The sequence below is a fragment of the Sphingomonas sp. TX0543 genome, from assembly GCF_048565505.1.
Taxonomy (GTDB): Bacteria; Pseudomonadota; Alphaproteobacteria; order Sphingomonadales; family Sphingomonadaceae; genus Sphingomonas.
The window spans coordinates 2454892-2473656 of sequence record NZ_JBLZUS010000002.1 but is presented as its reverse complement, the minus strand read 5'-3'; the positions used below and the strand labels follow the sequence as shown (position 1 = coordinate 2473656).

General features: G+C 65.8%; 18 protein-coding genes. 14 read left to right on the top strand and 4 right to left on the bottom strand.

Annotated elements, in window-relative coordinates; genetic code table 11:
• The 7 genes from ACM61V_RS12390 to ACM61V_RS12360 are packed head-to-tail and all read left to right on the top strand — an operon-like array spanning position 1 to position 8148.
• Positions 1-1173 carry a thiolase C-terminal domain-containing protein gene (locus ACM61V_RS12390; protein WP_066707606.1) on the top strand — a complete coding sequence of 391 codons (1173 nt, stop codon included), beginning with the start codon at positions 1-3 and terminating at the stop codon, positions 1171-1173.
• Positions 1170-1628, top strand: coding sequence for a Zn-ribbon domain-containing OB-fold protein (locus tag ACM61V_RS12385; protein ID WP_066516418.1), 459 nt, complete (start codon positions 1170-1172; stop codon positions 1626-1628). Before ACM61V_RS12390 ends, ACM61V_RS12385 begins: the two co-directional genes overlap by 4 nt.
• A 4-nt stretch (positions 1629-1632) precedes the next feature.
• On the top strand, positions 1633-2853 hold the full coding sequence (locus tag ACM61V_RS12380; protein ID WP_096614137.1) for an acyl-CoA dehydrogenase family protein: 1221 nt from the start codon (positions 1633-1635) through the stop codon (positions 2851-2853).
• Entirely contained in the window at positions 2854-3948 is a 1095-nt protein-coding gene (locus ACM61V_RS12375; protein WP_066707610.1) for an acyl-CoA dehydrogenase family protein, read from the top strand. It abuts the gene before it with no gap.
• 17 nt (positions 3949-3965) lie between these two features.
• Positions 3966-5579, top strand: coding sequence for an acyl-CoA synthetase (locus ACM61V_RS12370; protein ID WP_096614136.1), 1614 nt, complete (start codon positions 3966-3968; stop codon positions 5577-5579).
• Positions 5576-7180 (top strand): flavin-containing monooxygenase, encoded by a 1605-nt coding sequence (locus tag ACM61V_RS12365; RefSeq protein ID WP_066707615.1) that lies wholly within the window; start codon positions 5576-5578, stop codon positions 7178-7180. The genes ACM61V_RS12370 and ACM61V_RS12365 overlap by 4 nt, the downstream gene beginning before the upstream one ends.
• Positions 7177-8148 (top strand): alpha/beta fold hydrolase, encoded by a 972-nt coding sequence (locus ACM61V_RS12360; protein ID WP_096614134.1) that lies wholly within the window; start codon positions 7177-7179, stop codon positions 8146-8148. The genes ACM61V_RS12365 and ACM61V_RS12360 overlap by 4 nt, the downstream gene beginning before the upstream one ends.
• 5 nt (positions 8149-8153) lie before the next feature.
• Here ACM61V_RS12360 and ACM61V_RS12355 read toward each other — a convergent pair whose 3' ends face one another.
• Positions 8154-8585, bottom strand: coding sequence for a PaaI family thioesterase (locus tag ACM61V_RS12355; RefSeq protein ID WP_066707621.1), 432 nt, complete (start codon positions 8583-8585; stop codon positions 8154-8156).
• Positions 8582-8995: a PaaI family thioesterase gene (locus tag ACM61V_RS12350; RefSeq protein WP_171007553.1), complete on the bottom strand. Its 414-nt coding sequence runs from the start codon at positions 8993-8995 to the stop codon at positions 8582-8584. Before ACM61V_RS12350 ends, ACM61V_RS12355 begins: the two co-directional genes overlap by 4 nt.
• Positions 8996-9113: 118 nt before the next feature.
• Between ACM61V_RS12350 and ACM61V_RS12345 the strand changes: the two genes are divergently transcribed.
• The 4 genes from ACM61V_RS12345 to ACM61V_RS12330 all read left to right on the top strand — a co-directional run bounded on the left by ACM61V_RS12345 (position 9114) and on the right by ACM61V_RS12330 (position 13324).
• Complete coding sequence (locus ACM61V_RS12345) at positions 9114-10055, top strand: MlaD family protein (RefSeq protein WP_419714030.1); 942 nt, start codon at positions 9114-9116, stop codon at positions 10053-10055.
• A gap of 164 nt (positions 10056-10219) precedes the next feature.
• Positions 10220-10858, top strand: coding sequence for a TetR/AcrR family transcriptional regulator (locus ACM61V_RS12340; RefSeq protein ID WP_096614131.1), 639 nt, complete (start codon positions 10220-10222; stop codon positions 10856-10858).
• Positions 10858-12471 carry an ABC1 kinase family protein gene (locus ACM61V_RS12335; RefSeq protein ID WP_096614149.1) on the top strand — a complete coding sequence of 538 codons (1614 nt, stop codon included), beginning with the start codon at positions 10858-10860 and terminating at the stop codon, positions 12469-12471. The genes ACM61V_RS12340 and ACM61V_RS12335 overlap by 1 nt, the downstream gene beginning before the upstream one ends.
• Before the next feature lie 178 nt (positions 12472-12649).
• Entirely contained in the window at positions 12650-13324 is a 675-nt protein-coding gene (locus ACM61V_RS12330; RefSeq protein WP_249341522.1) for a sigma-70 family RNA polymerase sigma factor, read from the top strand.
• A 143-nt stretch (positions 13325-13467) separates the two neighbouring features.
• On the opposite strand, the gene ACM61V_RS12325 is transcribed toward ACM61V_RS12330, so the two are convergent.
• Both ACM61V_RS12325 and ACM61V_RS12320 read right to left on the bottom strand, forming a co-directional pair.
• Positions 13468-14697, bottom strand: a complete 1230-nt coding sequence (locus ACM61V_RS12325; RefSeq protein WP_137786558.1) for a tyrosine-type recombinase/integrase — start codon at positions 14695-14697, stop codon at positions 13468-13470.
• Between the two features lie 242 nt (positions 14698-14939).
• Positions 14940-15401, bottom strand: coding sequence for a hypothetical protein (locus ACM61V_RS12320; RefSeq protein ID WP_137786557.1), 462 nt, complete (start codon positions 15399-15401; stop codon positions 14940-14942).
• Between the two features lie 240 nt (positions 15402-15641).
• Here ACM61V_RS12320 and ACM61V_RS12315 point away from each other — a divergent pair, with 240 nt between their 5' ends.
• The 3 genes from ACM61V_RS12315 to ACM61V_RS12305 all read left to right on the top strand — a co-directional run bounded on the left by ACM61V_RS12315 (position 15642) and on the right by ACM61V_RS12305 (position 18722).
• Entirely contained in the window at positions 15642-15980 is a 339-nt protein-coding gene (locus ACM61V_RS12315) for a hypothetical protein (protein ID WP_171007550.1), read from the top strand.
• A gap of 29 nt (positions 15981-16009) precedes the next feature.
• A complete protein-coding gene (locus tag ACM61V_RS12310; RefSeq protein WP_249341521.1) occupies positions 16010-16357 on the top strand; it encodes a DUF2946 family protein in 348 nt (115 codons plus the stop codon).
• A 79-nt stretch (positions 16358-16436) separates the two neighbouring features.
• On the top strand, positions 16437-18722 hold the full coding sequence (locus ACM61V_RS12305; protein WP_419714029.1) for a TonB-dependent receptor: 2286 nt from the start codon (positions 16437-16439) through the stop codon (positions 18720-18722).
• Positions 18723-18765 lie beyond the last annotated feature (43 nt).

Below are 18765 nucleotides of genomic sequence, written 5' to 3'. Positions count from 1 at the left end.
ATGACCTTCTCGGATAAGGCGGCGATCACCGGGGTCGGGGAAACAGACTTCGTCAAGGGAACCGAGCGCACCGCGGTCGACATGATGCTGGAGGCGTCGCGGCGCGCGATCGCGGACGCGGGCCTCCGCCCGTCCGACATCGACGGCATGGTGCCGCCGCCCATCTACACCACGTCGGAGGAATTGGCGGCAAACCTCGGCATCGACGTGCTGCGCTATGCCGCGACCGTCCACATGGGCGGCGCGAGCCCGACGACCGCGCTTCAGCATGCCGCGATCGCGATTGCGGCCGGTCTGTGCGACCACGTGCTCGTCACGCTCGGGTGGAACGGCTTCTCAGCGCTGCGGCCCAAGCCGGGTGCTCCGCCCACGCGGCCGATGAACATGAACACGCTGACCAATACCATCCGCGGCTATTACATGCCCTTCGGCGTGTTCCTGCCGGTGCAGATGTACGCCTGGCTGGCGACCCGGCATTCGCAGCTCCACGGCGTCGGTCCCGAAGCCATGGGCGCGGTGGCGATGGCGTGCCGCCGCCATGCGCAGCTCAATCCGAAGGCGTTCACCTACGGTCGGCCGCTCGACTGGGAAACCTACCACGACGCCCGGATGGTGTCGGAGCCGTTCCGACTCTACGACTGCTGCCTCGAGACCGACGGCGCGTGCGCGGTCGTCGTCTCGCGCACCGACCGCGCGCGCGACATGCCGCATGTCCCCGTTACCATCGCGGGCGCCGCCGAGGGACATCCCTATCCCGCCGACGACATCCCCTCGCGCCCGGATCCGTTCAAGATCGGGCTGAGCTATGCCGCGCCAAAGGCGTTCGAGATGGCCGGCGTGGGCCGCGAGGAGATGGATTTCCTCCAGGTCTACGATTGCTTCACCTACGTCGTGCTGCTCCAGCTGGAGGCGATGGGATATTGCGAGCCGGGCGGCGCGCTCGACTTCGTGCGCGACGGGCAGATCGAGCTCGGCGGGCGCTATCCGCTCAACACCCACGGCGGGCTGCTGAGCGAGGCGCACGTGTGGGGGCTCAACCACGTCGTCGAGGCCGTGCGGCAGCTGCGGCACGATTGCGGGGAGCGCCAGGTGCCGGGCGCACGGACCGGGCTCGTCACCGGCTGGGGCGACCTCGGCGACGGCAGCATCGCCATCCTGCGGAGGTTCGCATGAACGACGACGACATTGCGCCCAAGCTGCGGACGCCAGCCGTCTCGCCCCCCAAGCCGTTGCCGCACCCGCAGGATCCGGTGGAGCAGGAGTTCTGGCAGCGTTGCCAGGGCGGCACGCTCCATTTCCAGCGGTGCGGCGAGTGCCGGACGTGGCGCCACCTGCCTCGCTACATGTGCGCGCGCTGCGGCTCGCCCTCGTTCGCCTGGGAGCCGAGCAGCGGGCGTGGACGGCTGTTTTCCTGGACGGTGACGCATCAGGCGCTGCACCCCGCCTTCGCGGCCGACGTGCCGTATGTCGCGGCGGTGGTCGAGCTGGACGAGGGCGTCCGCATGGCGACCCGGCTGACCGGCGCCGATCCCGCCACGCTCGCGCTCGACATGCCGGTGGCGCTGGCCTTCGAAACGATCGGCGACGGGTTCCGGCTGCCCGTCTTCACACCGGCTGCAGGAGCGTGAATCGATGGACCTGAGTTACGGCCCGGAATACGAGGCGTTCCGCGACGAGCTGCGCGCGTTCATCGCCGCGAACCGCCACCGTGCGCCGGCCGCACCCGGCGCGGCGCAGCGCGCCGGGGCGGACGCGGTCGCGTGGCAGCAGCTGCTGCTCGAGCACGGCTACACCGCACGCACCATTCCGTGCGACTTTGGCGGCTTCGGTGCCGAGCCCGACATCCTGACGTCGCGCATCATCGCCGAGGAGTTCGCTGCGGCGGGCGTACCCGGCGGGCTGTCGAACCAGGGCATCTCGATGCTCGTCCCGACGCTGCTCGAGCTCGGCACGGAGGAGCAGAAGCGCCGCTGGATCGCACCGACGCTGCGCGGCGAGATCGTCTGGTGCCAGGGGTATTCCGAACCGGGCGCGGGCTCTGATCTGGCGGCGCTGCGCACCAGCGCGCGCGAGGAGAACGGCGAGTTCGTCATCAACGGGCAGAAGATCTGGACCAGCACCGCGCATCAGGCGGACATGATCTTCTGTCTCGTGCGGACGGAAGCGGACGCGCCGAAGCATGCGGGGATCAGCTACCTCATCTTCTCCATGAAGACGCCCGGGATCGAGGTGCGCCCGCTGCGCACGATGACCGGCCACGCCGAGTTCAACGAAACCTTCTTCACCGACGTGCGCGTGCCCGTCGACCAGATCGTCGGCCAGCGCGGGCAGGGCTGGATGGTGGCCAACGCCACGCTCGGTTACGAGCGTGGCATGCTGGGCGACCCGGCGGCGCTGGAGAATCGCCTCGCCGCGCTCGTGCAGCTGATGCACGATGAACGGATCGACGGCGTGCGCGGGATCGACAACGCGGCATTGTGCGATCGGCTGGTGGCGCTGCAGGCCGAAGTCGCGGCGATGAAGTTCAACGGCCTGCGGCTGCTCTCCAATTCCCTGAAGGGCGAACCCGGCGGCCTCGCCAAACTGATCGTCAAGCTCCAGTCGTGCGAACTGGCTCACCAGATCTCGGCGCTGGCGATCGACGCCATGGGGGAGCTCGGCCTGCTGTACGGCGGCAGCCGGCGCGAGCGCGCCGGCGGAAGCTGGCAGTGGAACTACATGTTCCAGCTCGGCCTCATCATCGGCGGCGGCACCGCGCAGATCCAGAAGAACATCATCGCCGAGCGCGGGCTCGGCATGCCGCGCGAGCCGAAGCTGGAGCACGCGCGCGCACCCAAGGCGGAGGCGGCATAGATGGATTTCGGTCTTTCCCCCGAGCAGCGAATGCTGCGTGACGCGGTCGATCGGCTGCTGCGCGAACATTCTCCGCTCGATCACGTCCGCGAGGTCGTTGCGCGCGGCGACAACGTCAGTGCGGCGGTGGTGGCGGCGCTGGCCGAGCTCGGCCTGCCCGGCATCGTGGTGCCCGAGGAGCACGGCGGTCTTGGCCTCGGCCTGCTCGATGCCGTGGTGGTGGCGGAGGCGCTCGGCGCGGCGGTGGCGCCGGTGCCGTTCGTGGCGCGCAGCGTCCTCGCCCCGCTTGCGCTGCGCCTCGCCGGCTCGCCGGAGCAACAGGCGCAATGGCTTCCGCGCATCGCCGAGGGCAGTGCCCGTTTCGGGGTCGGACTGACCGAGTTGGTCAACCGACGTGATGGCAGCGGCATGACGGCGGACAATGGCACTCTACGCGGCACGGCGCTTTTCGTACTCGACAGCGCCGACGCCGACGCCTTCATCGTTGCGGACGAGGATGGATCGTTGCACTTGGTCACTGGCGACGCCGACCGGCTGGAGTTTGTCGCCCTACCAACCGTCGACCTCACCCGCGCCGTCGGCGAGCTGCGCCTGGACGGTGTCGCAGCCGAGCCGTTCGGCAACGATACTGGCGACGCTGCCCGCATGCTGGTCGCGGCGGGCCGGGTGCTGCTCGCGGCCGACACGGTGGGGTCTGCGGACGCCATGATCGCCAAGGCGGTCGCCTACGCCGGCGAGCGTGAGCAGTTCGGGCGGGTCATCGGCAGCTTTCAGGCGGTCAAGCACATGTGTGCCGAGATGGCGGCGCGGCTGGAACCGTGCCGTTCCCTCGTCTGGTATGCCGCGCACGCGTTCGACACGGTGCCTGAAGAGGCGCTGCTGATGGCCTGCCATGCCAAGTCGCATACCGGTGAAGTGGGCCGCTTCGTTGCGCGCACCGCGACAGAGGTTCACGGCGGCATGGGTTTCACCGACCTTCTTGGTCTCCACTACTGGTTCAAGCGGATCGGCTTCGACCGGCAAGTCCTTGGTGGTCCGGAGATCGTGCGCACGGAGGCTGCAACGTTGCAGGGTTGGGATGCACGCGCCGCCTGAGGACAGGAGAAGAAGCCATGACGCAGTGGAACCTGGGCGATATCCTCGACGCGATCGAGCCGGTGATGCCTCATGACGCCCCCGCGCTGATCCACGGCGACCGGGTCATCACGTGGCCCGAGATGGCGCGCCGTTCGAACAACCTCGCGCGGGCGCTGCGCGCGCGAGGGGCGGAACCCGGCGCCAAGGTCGCCTTCTATATGCGCAACCGGCCCGAGTACGGCGAGCTGATGGCGGCGTGCTTCAAGGGGCGACTGACCCACGTCAACATCAACTACCGCTACCGGCCCGACGAGGTGTTCTACATCTTCGACGACAGCGACAGCGAGGTCGTGGTCTACAGCGCAGAATTCCGCGCCTGCATCGAGGAACTGCACGGCCGGCTCGGCAAGGTCCGCACCTTCGTGGAAATCGGCCCGGAAGCGGAGCGTGCTGTGTTCGCGCTGCCCTACGAGGCGCTTGCAGCGGAGGGCGACGGCGGGCCGCTCGGCATCGCGCGCTCGCCCGACGACGAGCTGTTCATCTACACCGGCGGCACGACCGGGATGCCGAAGGGTGTGATGTGGCGGCACACCGATATGCGCGAGGCGCAGCTCGACGCGCAGCGGCTGATGGGGCCGACGCCCGCCGACCTCGCCGAGACCGCGGCGCTGATCGCGCGCGACGGACCCGGCCGGCGTACGATGCCCGCCTGCCCGATGATGCACGGCACCGGCTTCATCACGTCGATCGGCACGCTGATGAGCGGCGGCTGCATCGTGACGCTCGGCGGTGAATCGTTCGATGCCGACGAGCTGTGGCGGTCGGTCGATCGCGACCGCGTCGAATCGATCGCGATCGTCGGCGACGCCTTCGCCAAGCCGATGCTGGCCGCGCTGGATGCCGCGCCGGGGCGCTACGACACGTCCAGCCTCGTCACGATCGTTTCATCCGGGGTGATGTGGAGCCGCGAGGTGAAGGCGGGGCTGATCCGGCACATCCCGCAGGTCGTGCTGATGGACAGCTTCGGCGCGTCGGAGGGGCTGGGGTTCGGCCTGTCGGTTACCAGCGCGGCGGGCGAGACGGCGACCGCGCGCTTCACCATCGGCGGGCTGTGCGACGTGTTCGACGAGCATGACCGGCCGGTCGTGCCGGGCAGCGGCACGCCCGGCTTCATCGCGCGCAAGGGCGCGATCCCGATCGGCTACTACAAGGATCCGGAAAAGAGCGCGAAGACGTTCCGCACCATCAACGGCGTCCGCTACTCGATGCCGGGCGACTGGTGCACCGTCGCCGCGGACGGGACGCTGACGCTGCTCGGGCGCGGCAGCGTGTGCATCAACACCGCGGGCGAGAAGGTCTATCCGGAAGAGGTGGAGGAGGTGCTGAAGACGCATCTTGCGGTCGCGGACGCGCTCGTCGTCGGGGTGCCCGACGAGAAATGGGGCCAGGCGGTGACGGCGGTGGTCCATGCCGTGCCGGGGGCGACAGTGGACGAGGCGGCGGTGCGCGCTCACGTGCGCGCCGCGCTCGCCGGCTACAAGACGCCCAAGGCGATCGTCGTTACCGACCGTGCGCTGCGCGCGCCGAACGGCAAGGCGGATTACAAGGCGGCCACCGACATCGCCTTGGCCGGGGTCGGCGCGCGATGAGCGCCGCGCCTGACATCGACGCGCTGGTGATCGGTGCCGGCTTCAGCGGGCTCTACCTGCTCGGCAGGTTGCGCGAGAACGGCTTCAACGTTCGGCTGGTGGATGCGGCGGCGGAGCCGGGCGGCATCTGGTACTGGAACTGCTACCCCGGCGCACGGGTCGATTCGCACGTACCGATCTACGAGTTTTCGGACGAGCGGGTGTGGCGCGACTGGACCTGGTCGGAACGCTTCCCAGGCTGGCGCGAGTTGCGTCGCTATTTCCGACATGCCTGCGACGTTCTCGACCTCTGGCCTGCAATGAAGCTCGGTGTCGCGATGCGCTCCGCCGTATTCGACGAAGATGCCGGCTTCTGGCGGGTGGAACTCGCCGATGGAGATCGGCTGACCACCCGCTATCTGCTGCCGTGTACCGGCTTCGCGGCGAAGGCGTACATCCCGTCACTTCCGGAACTCGACCGCTTTGCCGGCCCTGCGCACCATACCGCGCACTGGCCGCAGGAGGGCATCGACTTCACCGGCAAGCGCGTCGCGATCATCGGAACCGGCGCGAGCGGTGTGCAGGTCGCCCAAGAGGCGGCGCGCGAGGCGGCGCAGCTGACGATCTATCAGCGCACCCCCATCCTGGCACTGCCGATGCGCCAGCGCTCATTGACGACGGTTGAGCAGGCGCAGGCCAAGCCCGGCTACCCCGAGATCTTCCGTCAGCGTCGGCTGAGCAGCGGCGGGTTCGAGATCCCGCGGCTCGACCAGTCCGCGCTCGAGGTTTCGAGCGAGGAGCGCACCGCGACGTTCGAGCGGCTGTGGGCGGCTGGAGGCTTCCACTATTGGGTCGGCAATTACGCCGACATCCTGGTGGACGAGCGCGCCAACCGGCTGGCCTACGACTTCTGGCGCGACAAGGTGCGCGAACGGATCACCGACCCTGCCTTGCAGGAGAAGCTTGCGCCCAGCGAGCCGCCGCATCCGTTCGGGGTCAAGCGGCCATCGCTCGAACAGACCTATTACGACATCTTCAACCAGCCGAGCGTCGAGCTCGTCGACCTGCGGGAAGAGCCGATCGAACAGATCCTGCCAAACGGCATCGTCACGAGCGCCTGTGAGCGCAGACACGACGTCCTGGTGCTCGCGACCGGTTTCGACGCGGTGACGGGAGGGCTGATGCGGATGGACATTCGCGGGCGCGGCGGGACGACGCTGGCGCACGCTTGGGGCGAAGGCGCACGCACGCATCTCGGCTACGCGGTCTCGGGCTTCCCGAACATGCTGTTCCTCTACGGCCCGCAGAGCCCGTCCGGCTTCTCCAATGGTCCGACCGCCGCGGAAGTGCAGGGCGATTGGGTGGTCCGGTTCCTCGAGCATCTGCGCACGGCCGGGTGGTCCCGCTTCGAGGCCGAGCCGGACACGCACGCGGCATGGGCACGCCACATCGACGAGATCGCCGCCATGACGCTCTTCCCCAAGGCCGATTCCTGGTACATGGGAGCGAACGTCCCAGGCAAGCCGCGTCAGCTGCTCAACTACCCGTCTGTGGTCGGCTATGCCGAGATCTGCGATGCGGTCGCCGAGGCGGGTTATAGCGGTTTCAGGCTGTCGGCATGAGCACCGCCGAGGCCACGGGATCGTCGGACATCGACCCGATCTGGGCCGGCGACGGGTCGCACCTGCCGGACTGGTTCGTCGATGCGCTGGCCGTTCCGCGGGAAGAAGGCTTCGTTACCGTGGAGGGCGCGCAGGTGCACTATCTGCGCTGGGGCGACCGCGCTAAGCCGGGCATCCTCATGGCGCACGGCTTTCTTGCCCATGCACGCTGCTGGGCGTTTATCGCGCCCTTCCTCGCCGCGGACTACCAGGTCGTCGCCTATGATCTTGCGGGCATGGGCGACAGCGACGCACGCGCGGGAATCGATGGCGATGGCCGCGGGCGCGAGATGATCGCGGTGGCGGAGGCGACCGGGCTGTTCAACGGTGATGCGCCGCCGGTTATCATCGGTCACAGCTTCGGCGCGGGGGTCGCGGTGACCGCGATGACGCTCGCGGCAGAACGGTTCGCGGGCGCGATCATTTGCGACCTGATGATCATGCGGCCCGAGGCGCTTGCCGCTTATTGGCGCGGCGGACGCGGCAGCCCCGGCTCGGGCGACCCGAACAAGCCCGCCAGCCGGTATCCCGACTATCCGACCGCACGCGCGCGCTACGTGCTTGCGCCCCCGCAGCCTGCGGGCGAGCCGTTCCTGATGAATTACATGGCCTATCATTCGCTCCGGCGGGACGGGGACGCGTGGACGTGGAAGTTTGCGCCCGCGGTGTTCGCGCGCGGCAATTCGTCGGACGAATGGATGACGATGGGGCGCCGTGTCGCCGCGGCGCCCGGTCGGCTGGCAATCGTCCACGGCGAGCAGAGCGCGCTCTTCGGCAGTGATTCCGCGGCATATCTGCGCGAACTGGGTGCCGGGACGATCCCGATCGTCGCGGTGCCGAACGCGCGCCATCACCTGATGCTGGACGAGCCGCTCGCCTTTGCGACGGCGCTCAGAAGCATTCTTGCTCTCTGGAGATCGGCCCGCTGAAACAATCAGGCGTTTCGAGCGAGTTTCTCTTCGCTGGGGGATCTTTCGAGGGCGAATTCCAGCTGCGCAAGGCACAGTTTTCCGGCTCCGTCCCGCTCTACGGCTTCGGCATGCACCACTGCGACACGACGTCCCACACGCATCAGCGTGGGCGTCGTGCTGATTGCGCCCAGTCTGACCGGGGCGAGAAATTGCAGGTTCACACTGATCAGCCGGGAGGATTGCCCTGGCGAGAGTGTGCGGGAGAGAGCAAGCTGTGCGGCCAGCTCGAGAAAGGAAGCGATTGCTCCTCCATGCAATGCGGGCAGGAGAGAATTCCCCACAAGCTCCTCTGTCGGGATGAGCGTGAAGGTTTCACCGCTTTGCGTCATCATGGTGCCGAGCAACCGCGCGAAGTCGTTCCGCCCCATGCCAGCCGTGACTGCGCCTTCGCTCATGGGCCGACAGCCCGATTGATCGAAAAGACGCCTTGGGCAGTCGCGATCAGGTGAGAAGGATCGGTATCCCAGACTTCGGTCCGTACGAACGCACGGTGCTCGGTCGCGTCGTAACAGTGCGCCCACGCCGTCGCGGAGTATCTCGCCTCGGCGGACCGCACATGGTCCACCTTCAGGTTGAGGGTCGAGATCGCCAGCCGTCTGCCCAGCCGGGACATCACGGCAACGCCGCAGGCCTGATCGATGAGGCTCGTCAATACGCCGGTTGCGAGAGCCTCGTCCTCGTCCGCCAGCTCCCGACGCCAACCGATCCGCAGCGAGCTGAGGCCATCGCCGATCGAGACCAGCTCCAGGCCCAGCCTGTTGCCCCATGGTATGTTGCCTGGTTGCAGGCTCCAGTCTCCAGCCACGATTCCATCCTCGTCCCGAACTGACCCCACCGCTCACGAGAATAGCCCGTTCTCGGGACATTCAGGAAACGGTACGGTTTACATCTTTCACCCCGTTTCTTAATGGCTGTGTCCACGCATGGAAACGCGCTCGAACAAATTTATCGTGCTCGTGATGACCGGCTTTCTGCTGGGCACGCTCCTGATCTTCACGCTGTGGCTGCTTGACGCACGCGATGGGGACGGGAATCCCTATCTGATCCGCTTCACCGGAAGCGTTGCCGGTCTGGAGGAGGGGTCGCCGGTGACCTTCTCGGGCGTTGCGGCCGGCCATGTCACATCGATACGGTTCGACAAGGAGGATCCCTCAGCGGTCCTCGTGACCGTCAGCCTCGAGCCTCAGATCCCAATCGTCGCAGGCGTAAAAGCGTCGATCGCACGATCGGCCCTGGCCGGAACCGCGAACATCAGCCTCGACGGCGCCACGTCTGGCGCGCCCCCGATCGTTGCGAGCGACGGGGAGCTTCCCGTCATTCCCGCCAAGGAAGGCGGGCTCCTTGGCGGCGGAGGGGACCCCGTCGCACTGGTCGAGAAGATCAGCCGCACCGTAGATTCTGTTTCTCGCAACCTCGACGCCGCTCAGCAGCAGCGGGCCAGCGATCGACTGGCGGCGCTTGCGGAAAGTTCCGCCGGTTGGGCAGACAGGGTCGGATCGGCATCCGACGGACTTACTGGCGCACGCGGTCGCGTGGTAGCCGTGGGGGAAGCCCTGCAGCGATCCGGCGCCAGCGCTCAACGGTTGAGAGCTGCCCTGAACGACCGCCGCGCGACCGTTCTCGCCAGGGCGAACCGCCCGTTGCTGAACGCTCGAGACGAAGCCGAGCAATTGACAGCGCGCGTCGAGGCGGTTCGACCCACGATCCGCGGCATGACTGCCAAACAGGCCCAGCTGCGTGAGACCATTCGTTCAGCAAGTAACAAGGTAGGCGCTGTCAGGGATACGGCTGTTCGCATCGATCAGGAGGGCTTGGGGGTAAGTGCTCCGTCCCTTCCGACCTACAAGCCGAAATCACGGCAGTGATCGGCCGCGAAGCGATAGGACAGCTCTTGGCTGAGCTCGAGATGGCAGGCGACCGACCGACCGTCCCGGCGTGATTTCTCGTCAACCGGTCCGGATTGCGCTACCCTCGATCGGGGAGAACGAGATTGAGCGACGACGAGAAAAAGGGACGGCGCCCAAGAAAGATGGGCAGACCGACCACTGAGGACGCGGTCCGCCTGACCTCGCACATCCTTAAGAGCGCTCGCGAGCTGTTCTTCGAGCACGGGTTCGACGGCGCGAGCGCCGACATGATCGCCGAACAGGCGCGTATCTCCAAGCGGACCCTCTACGCCCGCTTCGGCAGCAAGGCGCGTGTGTTCGAGGCGGTGATCCTCGACGAGATCGATACGCAGCTGCGCGCGCTCGAACCCTCCGGCAGCGACGAACCCGAGATCGGATCGCGACTTCGCATGATCGCCGATCGCCTGCTCGAGTGGCTCCTGACGCCCCGGATCGCCTCCATGGAACGCGTCGTCATCGCGCAAGCCGTACGCTTTCCAGCGCTTGCGGCGAACATCCACGATTTCGGCTACCAGCGGGCCGTCCAGTGGGTGGCATCGATCCTCGCCCACGCCAATGCCAGGGGGGAGCTGTCGCTGGTCGACCCCGTGTTCGCTGCCGAGCAGTTCGTCACACTCGTCGTGGTCGCCCCCATGCGCCGGGCAGCGCTGGGTTTGTCTCCGCCAGCGTATGACGAGGCGGCACGCGATCGTATCTTGCGCGGTATCGACCTGTTCCTCGATGGCTGCCGTCCGCGCGGGGCGGATGGTTGCAGCGCCTGATGTCCACCACCGACGACGAGCCTCAGATCGGTGAGCGCACGCGCCTGGCCGAACTCATCCAGATCATGGGCCGACACGGCCTTAACGGGCTCGCCTCGCGCCTGGGCCTGCTGCCCGGTCGCTTGGAGCAGCCGGTAGACCTCGGTCCGCCCGAGCGGGTCGTCGCGTTACTGCGAGACCTTGGACCTGTCGCGGTAAAGCTGGGGCAGGTACTCGCCACCCGCGAAGACCTGCTCGGGCCGGAATGGGTGCGCGCGCTGTCGACGCTGCAGGACCGGGTGACCCCGCTGCCGTTCGAGGCGCTGGAGCCGACGATCCTGACAGCGCTTGGTTCCCCGATCGCGGATGTGTTCGCGCGGTTCGACCGCGAGCCGATCGCCGCGGCCTCCATCGCGCAGGTTCATGGCGCCACCCTGCGCGACGGAACCGAGGTCGTGGTCAAGGTGCGCCGGCCGGGAATCGCGGAACGCGTCGATGCCGACCTGCGGCTCATCCGCCGCATCGCGCGGCTCGCCGCGAGGCACTCACCGGAGATCCGTCGCCTCAAGCCTGACGAACTGCTCCGGTTCTTCGCTGAGAGCCTGTCGCAGGAAATGGACCTCAGCGCCGAAGCGGCAGCCTGCGAGAGCATCGGCGCATTCCTGCAGCCGCTCGGCGTTCGCACGCCCGGCTTCTACTGGGATCAGGTTGGCCGCCGGATCAACGTGCAGGAACGGCTCGACGGCGTGCCCGTCCGCGCGATCCTCGACCGAGCGGGTGAGGGCGGGGCGGGTCAGGGCGCTGCTGACGTCGCCGGCAGATATGCCGATGCGGTGCTGCGGATGATCATCTTCAACGGTCGGTTCCACGCGGACCCCCATCCCGGCAACGTCTTTGTTCTGGCCGACGGGTCCTTGGCGTTCATCGACTTCGGGGCGGTTGGCGTGCTCAGTCCCGCCCGGCGGAACGAGGTTGTTACGCTCGTCCTTGCCATCGCGGGTGAGGACACACGATCGTTGACGGACATACTGCTGCAATGGTCGGGCGAGACCGACGTCGATCGCCAGGCGCTGACCCGCGATCTCGACGCGCTGATCGGCCAGTTCCGCGGGGCGGTACTCCAGCAGATCGAGCTCGCCGACATCTTCGGCCGCGTGTTCGCGCTGCTGCGCACCTACCGCCTGGCGCTGCCACCCGACCTCGCCCTGCTGCTGCGCACCCTGCTGATCGCTGAAGGGTTCGTACGACGGCTCGATCCCGGCTTCGACATCGCCGCGCGCGCCGCACCGATCGCGCGCGAACTGCTGCGGGAGCGAATCGGCCCGGCCGGCCTCAAGCGTGGCGGACGCCGGCTGGCGACGAGCCTTGGCCGTCTGGCCACCGCCTCGCCCGAGCTGGTAGCCTTCGCCGAGCGGGTTGCGCGGTCGGGTGCGCTGCCGATCGAATTGCAGGGAGGCGCGGTTTTCCCAATTCCGGCATCGCCCCGGCGCGCCGATCCCAACATTCTGTCCGCCGGACTGCTTGTCGCGGGCGCGATCCTTCAGCGCGACCATGATGTTGTCGGCGCGATGTTGATGGCGTCTGCGGTGCTGCCTGCAGGCTGGGCTTGGTTTTCGAGCAGGCAGAGGCGCTGACTTCCCGCTACCCGACCTTCTCCAGACCCGACTCTTTACCCTTACCCTTTCGCGCGCTTGTTCGGGTATCCGGCTCCTCGCTGAGAAGTGGAACAACCCACGAGAGGGGGCGTTTTCGAACAAGTAAACCAGTCGGTGTATAAACGGCGCCCTGGTTCGATCGAGCGAGGGCTTTTGCGTGTCGGAACAACCGGATCACGAAGCGCATGTACCGGCTGAGGAGTTGTCTGACTTCGGTGCTGCACTGAGCGACTTGATGCCCAGGCTGGCGAGCTATGCGCGATCGCTAACAAGAAATCCCGATGCTGCACAGGATCTCGTTCAGGACACCGTGCTGAAAGCCTGGCGCAGCCGTGCGTCATTCGAGGCGGGCACGAATTTGAAAGCGTGGACCTTCCGTATCCTTCGCAACTCCTTTCTGTCGCAGGTTCGTCGTAAAGGTGCGGGACAGGCAGGGGAGACCGCCGAACCGATCGATGTTCCGGTGGCGTCAAACCAAGAGTGGGTCGTGACGTTGGGCGATGTTCGCCGCCTGTGGCCGCGCCTGACACCCGAGCAGCAGCGGTGCATCCAGTGTGTCGGGATCGAGGGTTTGAGCTACGAAGAGACAGCAACGATCGAACAGGTTCCTGTCGGTACGATCAAGAGCCGCGTGGTGAGAGGGCGGCAGATGCTGCGCGCACTCCTGGATCACGCGAGCAGCGGCAGGCTTTACAATTCGGACTCACACTTGGAGGCGACTAATACAACCTGTCAGGCCGCGCCAGCGATCGACGACGTGCATGAGAAACAGATTAAGCTGCTGCGAAGCTGGCGGACGAAGCGTGCGGCCGATCGCTGTTACGTCGGCTGAAGCAATCTAATTGCTGGAGGCCGGTCTGGTTCGGTCACATCCGACTACCGTGCAACTAAGACTCCACGTAATCTTAGCCATCGTCTCCGGCTGGTGAGTAAACCAACGCTCGGCGCAGCTTTCAAGCGAATGTGTTGCGGAGGTCAGTTCGGCCTGATCACGCCCACGATCCGTTCCAGCTCATCGTTCCAACTTTCCAGCGCTTGACGTTTCTCCCGCTGGTAATCGTAGCGTTGGTAGACGCCGGCAATACCTGATCGGGAGCCACTGATGTGGTTCAGCACGGCTTCGGTCACGGGCATCGGTACTCCGAGGCGCTGCATGCCTGTTGCGACTGTGCGTCGCAGATCATGCAGGATGAAGTGACTCACCGCGTCTACCTTCATGATCTTGGCCATCTCCCGCAGCAGGCGCGGATGCCCTTTGCTGAAGCCGTTGACCGAAGCGTGGGGGTTACCTGCGACGGGAAAGAGCTTGCGCGACCCATCTATCACCGGAAGCTCGTCGATCAACGCTCTGGCAGCATTGGTGAGCGGCACGATGTGCGCTTTACCATTCTTCACTCGAGCCGCGGGAATGACCCAGGTATCGCCATCGAACTCGGAACGGGATGCGTCGAACACCTCACCGCGACGTTGGCCGGTCAAGAGGAGCAGCTTGAAGCCGGGGCCGAACGGCCAGCCCATTGCGTCGCATGCCTGCCAGAAGATGCGAATTTCAGCATCTGAGAGGAAGCGATCGCGAGCTTTAGGAAGGGGAGGGCGGCCTGCATCTCGACAGGGGTTGGCTGGTAGCTTTTCCAGCTTCGGCATCGCCCAGGTGAAGAACGAACTCAGCTGTTGATGCACGCCCAGTCCCGCTCTTGGGGTCGGGTGGATCGGGTCACGATAGGTGATGTCCTCTACGAGCGCGGTCACTTCAGACCGGGTGATAGTGTCGGCAAGCCGATCGCCAAACCGCGGGAGGATGAACTTTTTCCCTATGCGCTCGATCTCGGAGGCACTCTTCTTCTTACCCTTGACAGCACGCTCGAGATACTGTGCCCACAGAACGGAGAATGTGAGGCGTCCAACAGCACCACCAGTGCTACTGGTCGGCTGGGGCAATCCTTTCCCGGACTCGAGATCGATCAGCAATGATCGGGCCTTCTTACGGGCGTCGGCTAGCGTGAACGCTTCCGAGAAGCGCCCGAGAGTGACGTTCCTGACCGAGCCTCCCACGCGCTTACGTAGGATGAAGGTTTTACCGCCTGACGCGCCAACGCGAACGCGCAGTCCGCCGATGAGTTGGTCGGAGATTTCCAACTGACCCGAAGGGGGCGGGGTCAAGCCACGGATCTTGGCGTCCGTGAGGCCTACAGCTTTGCCGGGCATAGCTATGATCCTGATCCGTTCCGGCCGCTATCCTGTTACCTTAGGTAACATTTAGGTGCTGATACCCTGAAACATACAGGGAACAATCGGAACGCGCAAGTTGCTGATTTAGCAACAAAAAGGGACGTCCTGGAACGTCACGAGAAGGCACTTTATCGCCCTACGAATCTGAGGGTCGGACGTTCGAATCGTTCCGGGCGCGCCATTAAAAGCCCCGCTACGCCAATGGCTTAGCGGGGCTTTTATGTTTTCGGCAGTTCGGGCGTGGAGATTGGCGATTCCTGCGGACAATCGCAGATCATCTTTCCAATCGGCCTTATCTGGCTCTCTACGATCAGTTCGACCGTTGCCTGATCGACCCTGTGCGGCGCGCGGCTCGCCGACATGCGCCATGCCGCCTGGTGGATGCTGTCCGGCAGCATGACGCCGGCAATACGGTCGAACGCTTCGGCGACGTCCTGCGGCCACGGGCTTCGCAGGGTGATCCGCTCCGGCCCGATGCGCGGCTGGATGGAACCGTGGAGCGCGCCGCCATCGGCGTGGGTGACGGTGACGGCCCTCGGCGCGAATGGCAGCGTCCAGCGACCGTCGGCCTCGCGAAAGTGGGCAGGCGGCGGCTCAGCTTCCGGCCAGGGCGTATTGAAGTCGGCGACGAGGATCGGCTCGCCCGGCGAGATCTCGATGAAGTCGCCCTGTCGCATCATGCGGATGTGGGGCTCGTCGAAGCCGGCGGGCAGCTCGACATATCAGCAGTCCTGAAGCGCGAGCGGCGTCCTGGCCAGCCGGCCCCGATCGATAGCGGGGTCGCCTCCCGGCGGCTGGCGGCCGGACCGGCAGGTCTCGTCCGCCTGGTAGCAGGTGCAGTCGTGCGGACCCCGGACGATACAGTATCGCTGTCGATCAGGGCTCCGGTAATTGCCACGCTACTGCCGCAAGCGACGACGATGATCTACGTTCCCAAAACACCATCGGGCAGGATGCGGCCATCGCAGATCGCCCGCTCGCTCGAGCCAAAACAGCTCAAGTCACCGCGCAGCTTGTTGGAGAGAGGTTGTCGTCGCCGCGCAGCCGCATCTCATCCCGCGTGCGGCGCGGATGGTGATCGCCAATTCGCGCATCCGCTTGCCACCGGTGGTCGAGGCATTGGCAAAGGCAAGGATAACGGCGCCGGTGGCAGCAGCAAGATCAGGCGTTCCCGAATTGGCAGTGTTGAACACACTTGCATGACAACGCCATTCGGCTGCGCTACCGGAACCCAGTGTTCGCCGTTCGCCGCCTCCTGACGATACGCTCCCTTGCCGTTGCGTTATGCGTGGCCGCGCTGCTGCTGAAGCTGCTGGTGCCAACCGGATATATGATCGGCAGCGATAGCGGGCGCGTGACCATCGAGCTGTGTTCCGGGGTGGGTCCGCAGACGATGGGCATGTCGATGGACCACGACACGCCCGGTCACGGCAAGTCTTCGGATCATGGCAAGGTGCAAATGCCTTGCGCCTTTTCTGGCCTGTCGGCGGCGGCGATGGGTGCTGCCGATGCGATCCAGCTTGCCGCCCTGACTGTCTTTGTCATGGCGGTAGGACTTTCGCCCGCCACTCCGCGGCGGACTGTCCGCCGCGTTTACCTACGCCCCCCGCTTCGAGGCCCACCGGCTGCCCATTGACTGATTGATCGCGTGCTCCGCGGGAGCAACCAACGTCCACGGCCAGCGCCCATGCGCGCGGCCGGTCAAAGGCATTTCCATGATCCGATACCATCGGCTGGCAGGGGCTTGTCTGCCCTGCCTCTTGTTCGCCGGACCCTCGTTCGCGCAAAATGACATCCCACGCACCAGCAATCCTTCAGAGAGCATCAAACCGAAGCTCACAGCGGCGATCGAAAGCGACGACATCATTGTTACCGCGCAAAAGCGGTCACAGACGCTGCAGGAGGTTCCGGCAAGCGTCACCACCCTTTCGGCTGAGCTGCTACAGCGCCTCAACGCGCTGGACTTCTCACGCATTGCGGATGCCGTGCCTGGTGTTGCCTTCGCCACCACTGGTCTTGGCAACTCGCAATATATCATCCGAGGCATCGGGGGTGTTGGGTTCGTTCAGTCACCGACGACCGGTGTCTACCTTGACGAAACCCCATTGCAGACTCGCGCGCTCCGCGGGTTTTCACAGCCTGACCCACAGCTTTTTGACGTTGAAAGGGTCGAGATCCTGCGCGGCCCGCAAGGCGTTTTGTTCGGATCGTCGACGATGGGCGGCCTGGTCCGCCTCGTCACCAACCAGCCGGACGCATCCAGGATCTCGGCACTCGGCACGGCAAGCGTGGCGAGCATCACCGATGGAGGAACAAGCTGGGACGCGAAGGCGATGTTGAACCTTCCCATCGTGCCCAACAAGCTAGCGTTGCGCGTATCGGGCGGGTTCGTTCGGCAGGGCGGCTGGATCGACGATCTGCGCCCGACAACCGGTAACCTGACCGAGAACGCCGGCACGTCGGCGGTTCGGAAGGACGTCAACTGGATCACGACCGGCTCGGTCCGCGCGGCGCTGCGTTGGAACGCGACGCCAAGCCTCACCATCACTCCATCGCTTATATGGCAGGACGGCTACGGCAATGCGGACCGTCCCCACAGCGATGTGACCTTTGGTAAGCGTGCGAGGCTCAAGGCGCGGTACGAGGACACATTCGCCAGGGACAAGTTCGTCATCGGCTCGATCCTGATCGAGAACCGGTTCGATGCGCTCGGTGGTTTCAGGCTGTCGTCCAACTCGTCCTATCTCGACCGGCGCAACCGGCTGCTGTTTGACGTAACCGCGTTCGACTCCCCCATCGTCGAGAATCTCGTTGGACCTGGACCCGGCGGAAAGCTGTTCCCAACCCCGCTCAAGGATTATGGCCGGACCAGGCAGTTCACGCAGGAAGTGCGCGCCGTGTCGGAGGGCAATGGACCACTGCAATATGTGGTCGGCGCCTTCTACCGCGATCTGCACCAAGACTCCGGGCGCACTATTACCGTCGCCGACCTGTTCGGCGTGATCGCGCCGCTTCCCCTTGGCGCGTCCAGCCCGCCGGTCATCCAGGACACCGCGGTGCGCTTCTCCGAGAGCGAGATCGCGGCGTTCGGCGAGCTGACCTATGCCCTGACGCCAAAGGTGAAGGTGGCGGCTGGAGCGAGAGCCTTTTCCTATCGGCAGCGCGAGGCGAGCCGGCGGTACGGGATCGGTGGCGTGCAGGGAGGTGACCTTGCCTACGACTACGACGAGCGCAACCGGGAGAGCGGCGTTACGCCGCGATTTACGCTCAGTTATCAGCCAACGTCCGACGCGACGATCTACGCCAGCTACTCGCAGGGGTTTCGCACTGGCGGCGTCAACGCTCCCGTGACAGACGACATCTGCTCGGCCGCGGAGCGTCGCGCAGCGGGCATTCCGGACACCCCGCCGCCCTATGGCAGCGACCGGACCGACAATTACGAGTTGGGTGCCAAGACGAGCCTTTGGGGCGGACGCTTGCGGATCAACGGCGCGGCCTATGCGATCGAATGGAAGGACTATCAGCAGGCGTTTCAAACCGCGTGCGGTATCAACAACGCCACCACAATCTCCTTCACCGTCAACGCCGGGCGTGTCCGCAGCCGCGGCGGCGAACTCGAGGTTTCCTTATCGCCGATGGCAGGACTGAGCCTCCATGCCGGAGGGTCTTTCACTGACGCCACCTACCGGAACGATGTCCCCAACCTGCTCCTGCCAGCCGGGTCTCGCGTGCTCGACGTGCCGCGGTGGCTGTGGAACGTGCGCGGATCTTACGAGGCGCCGATCACCGACAGCATCACCGGCAACCTGTTCGCCGCGGCACGCCACGTTGGTGCGTCGAACAGCGGGTTCGGGGAAGGTGAGGTGTTGCCCCGGCCTGCCTACACACTGGTTGATGCGACGGCCGGGGTGCGGATGCGCGGCGGCGTGAGCGTGGAGCTGTTCGTCACCTGTCAGTGGGCGTGTAATTCTCCGCGGATGTGGGCTTTGAAAATTCCCTGATTGTTGGGCCTGGTTGCCCAATGAGCCGGGGTTAACCCCGGCT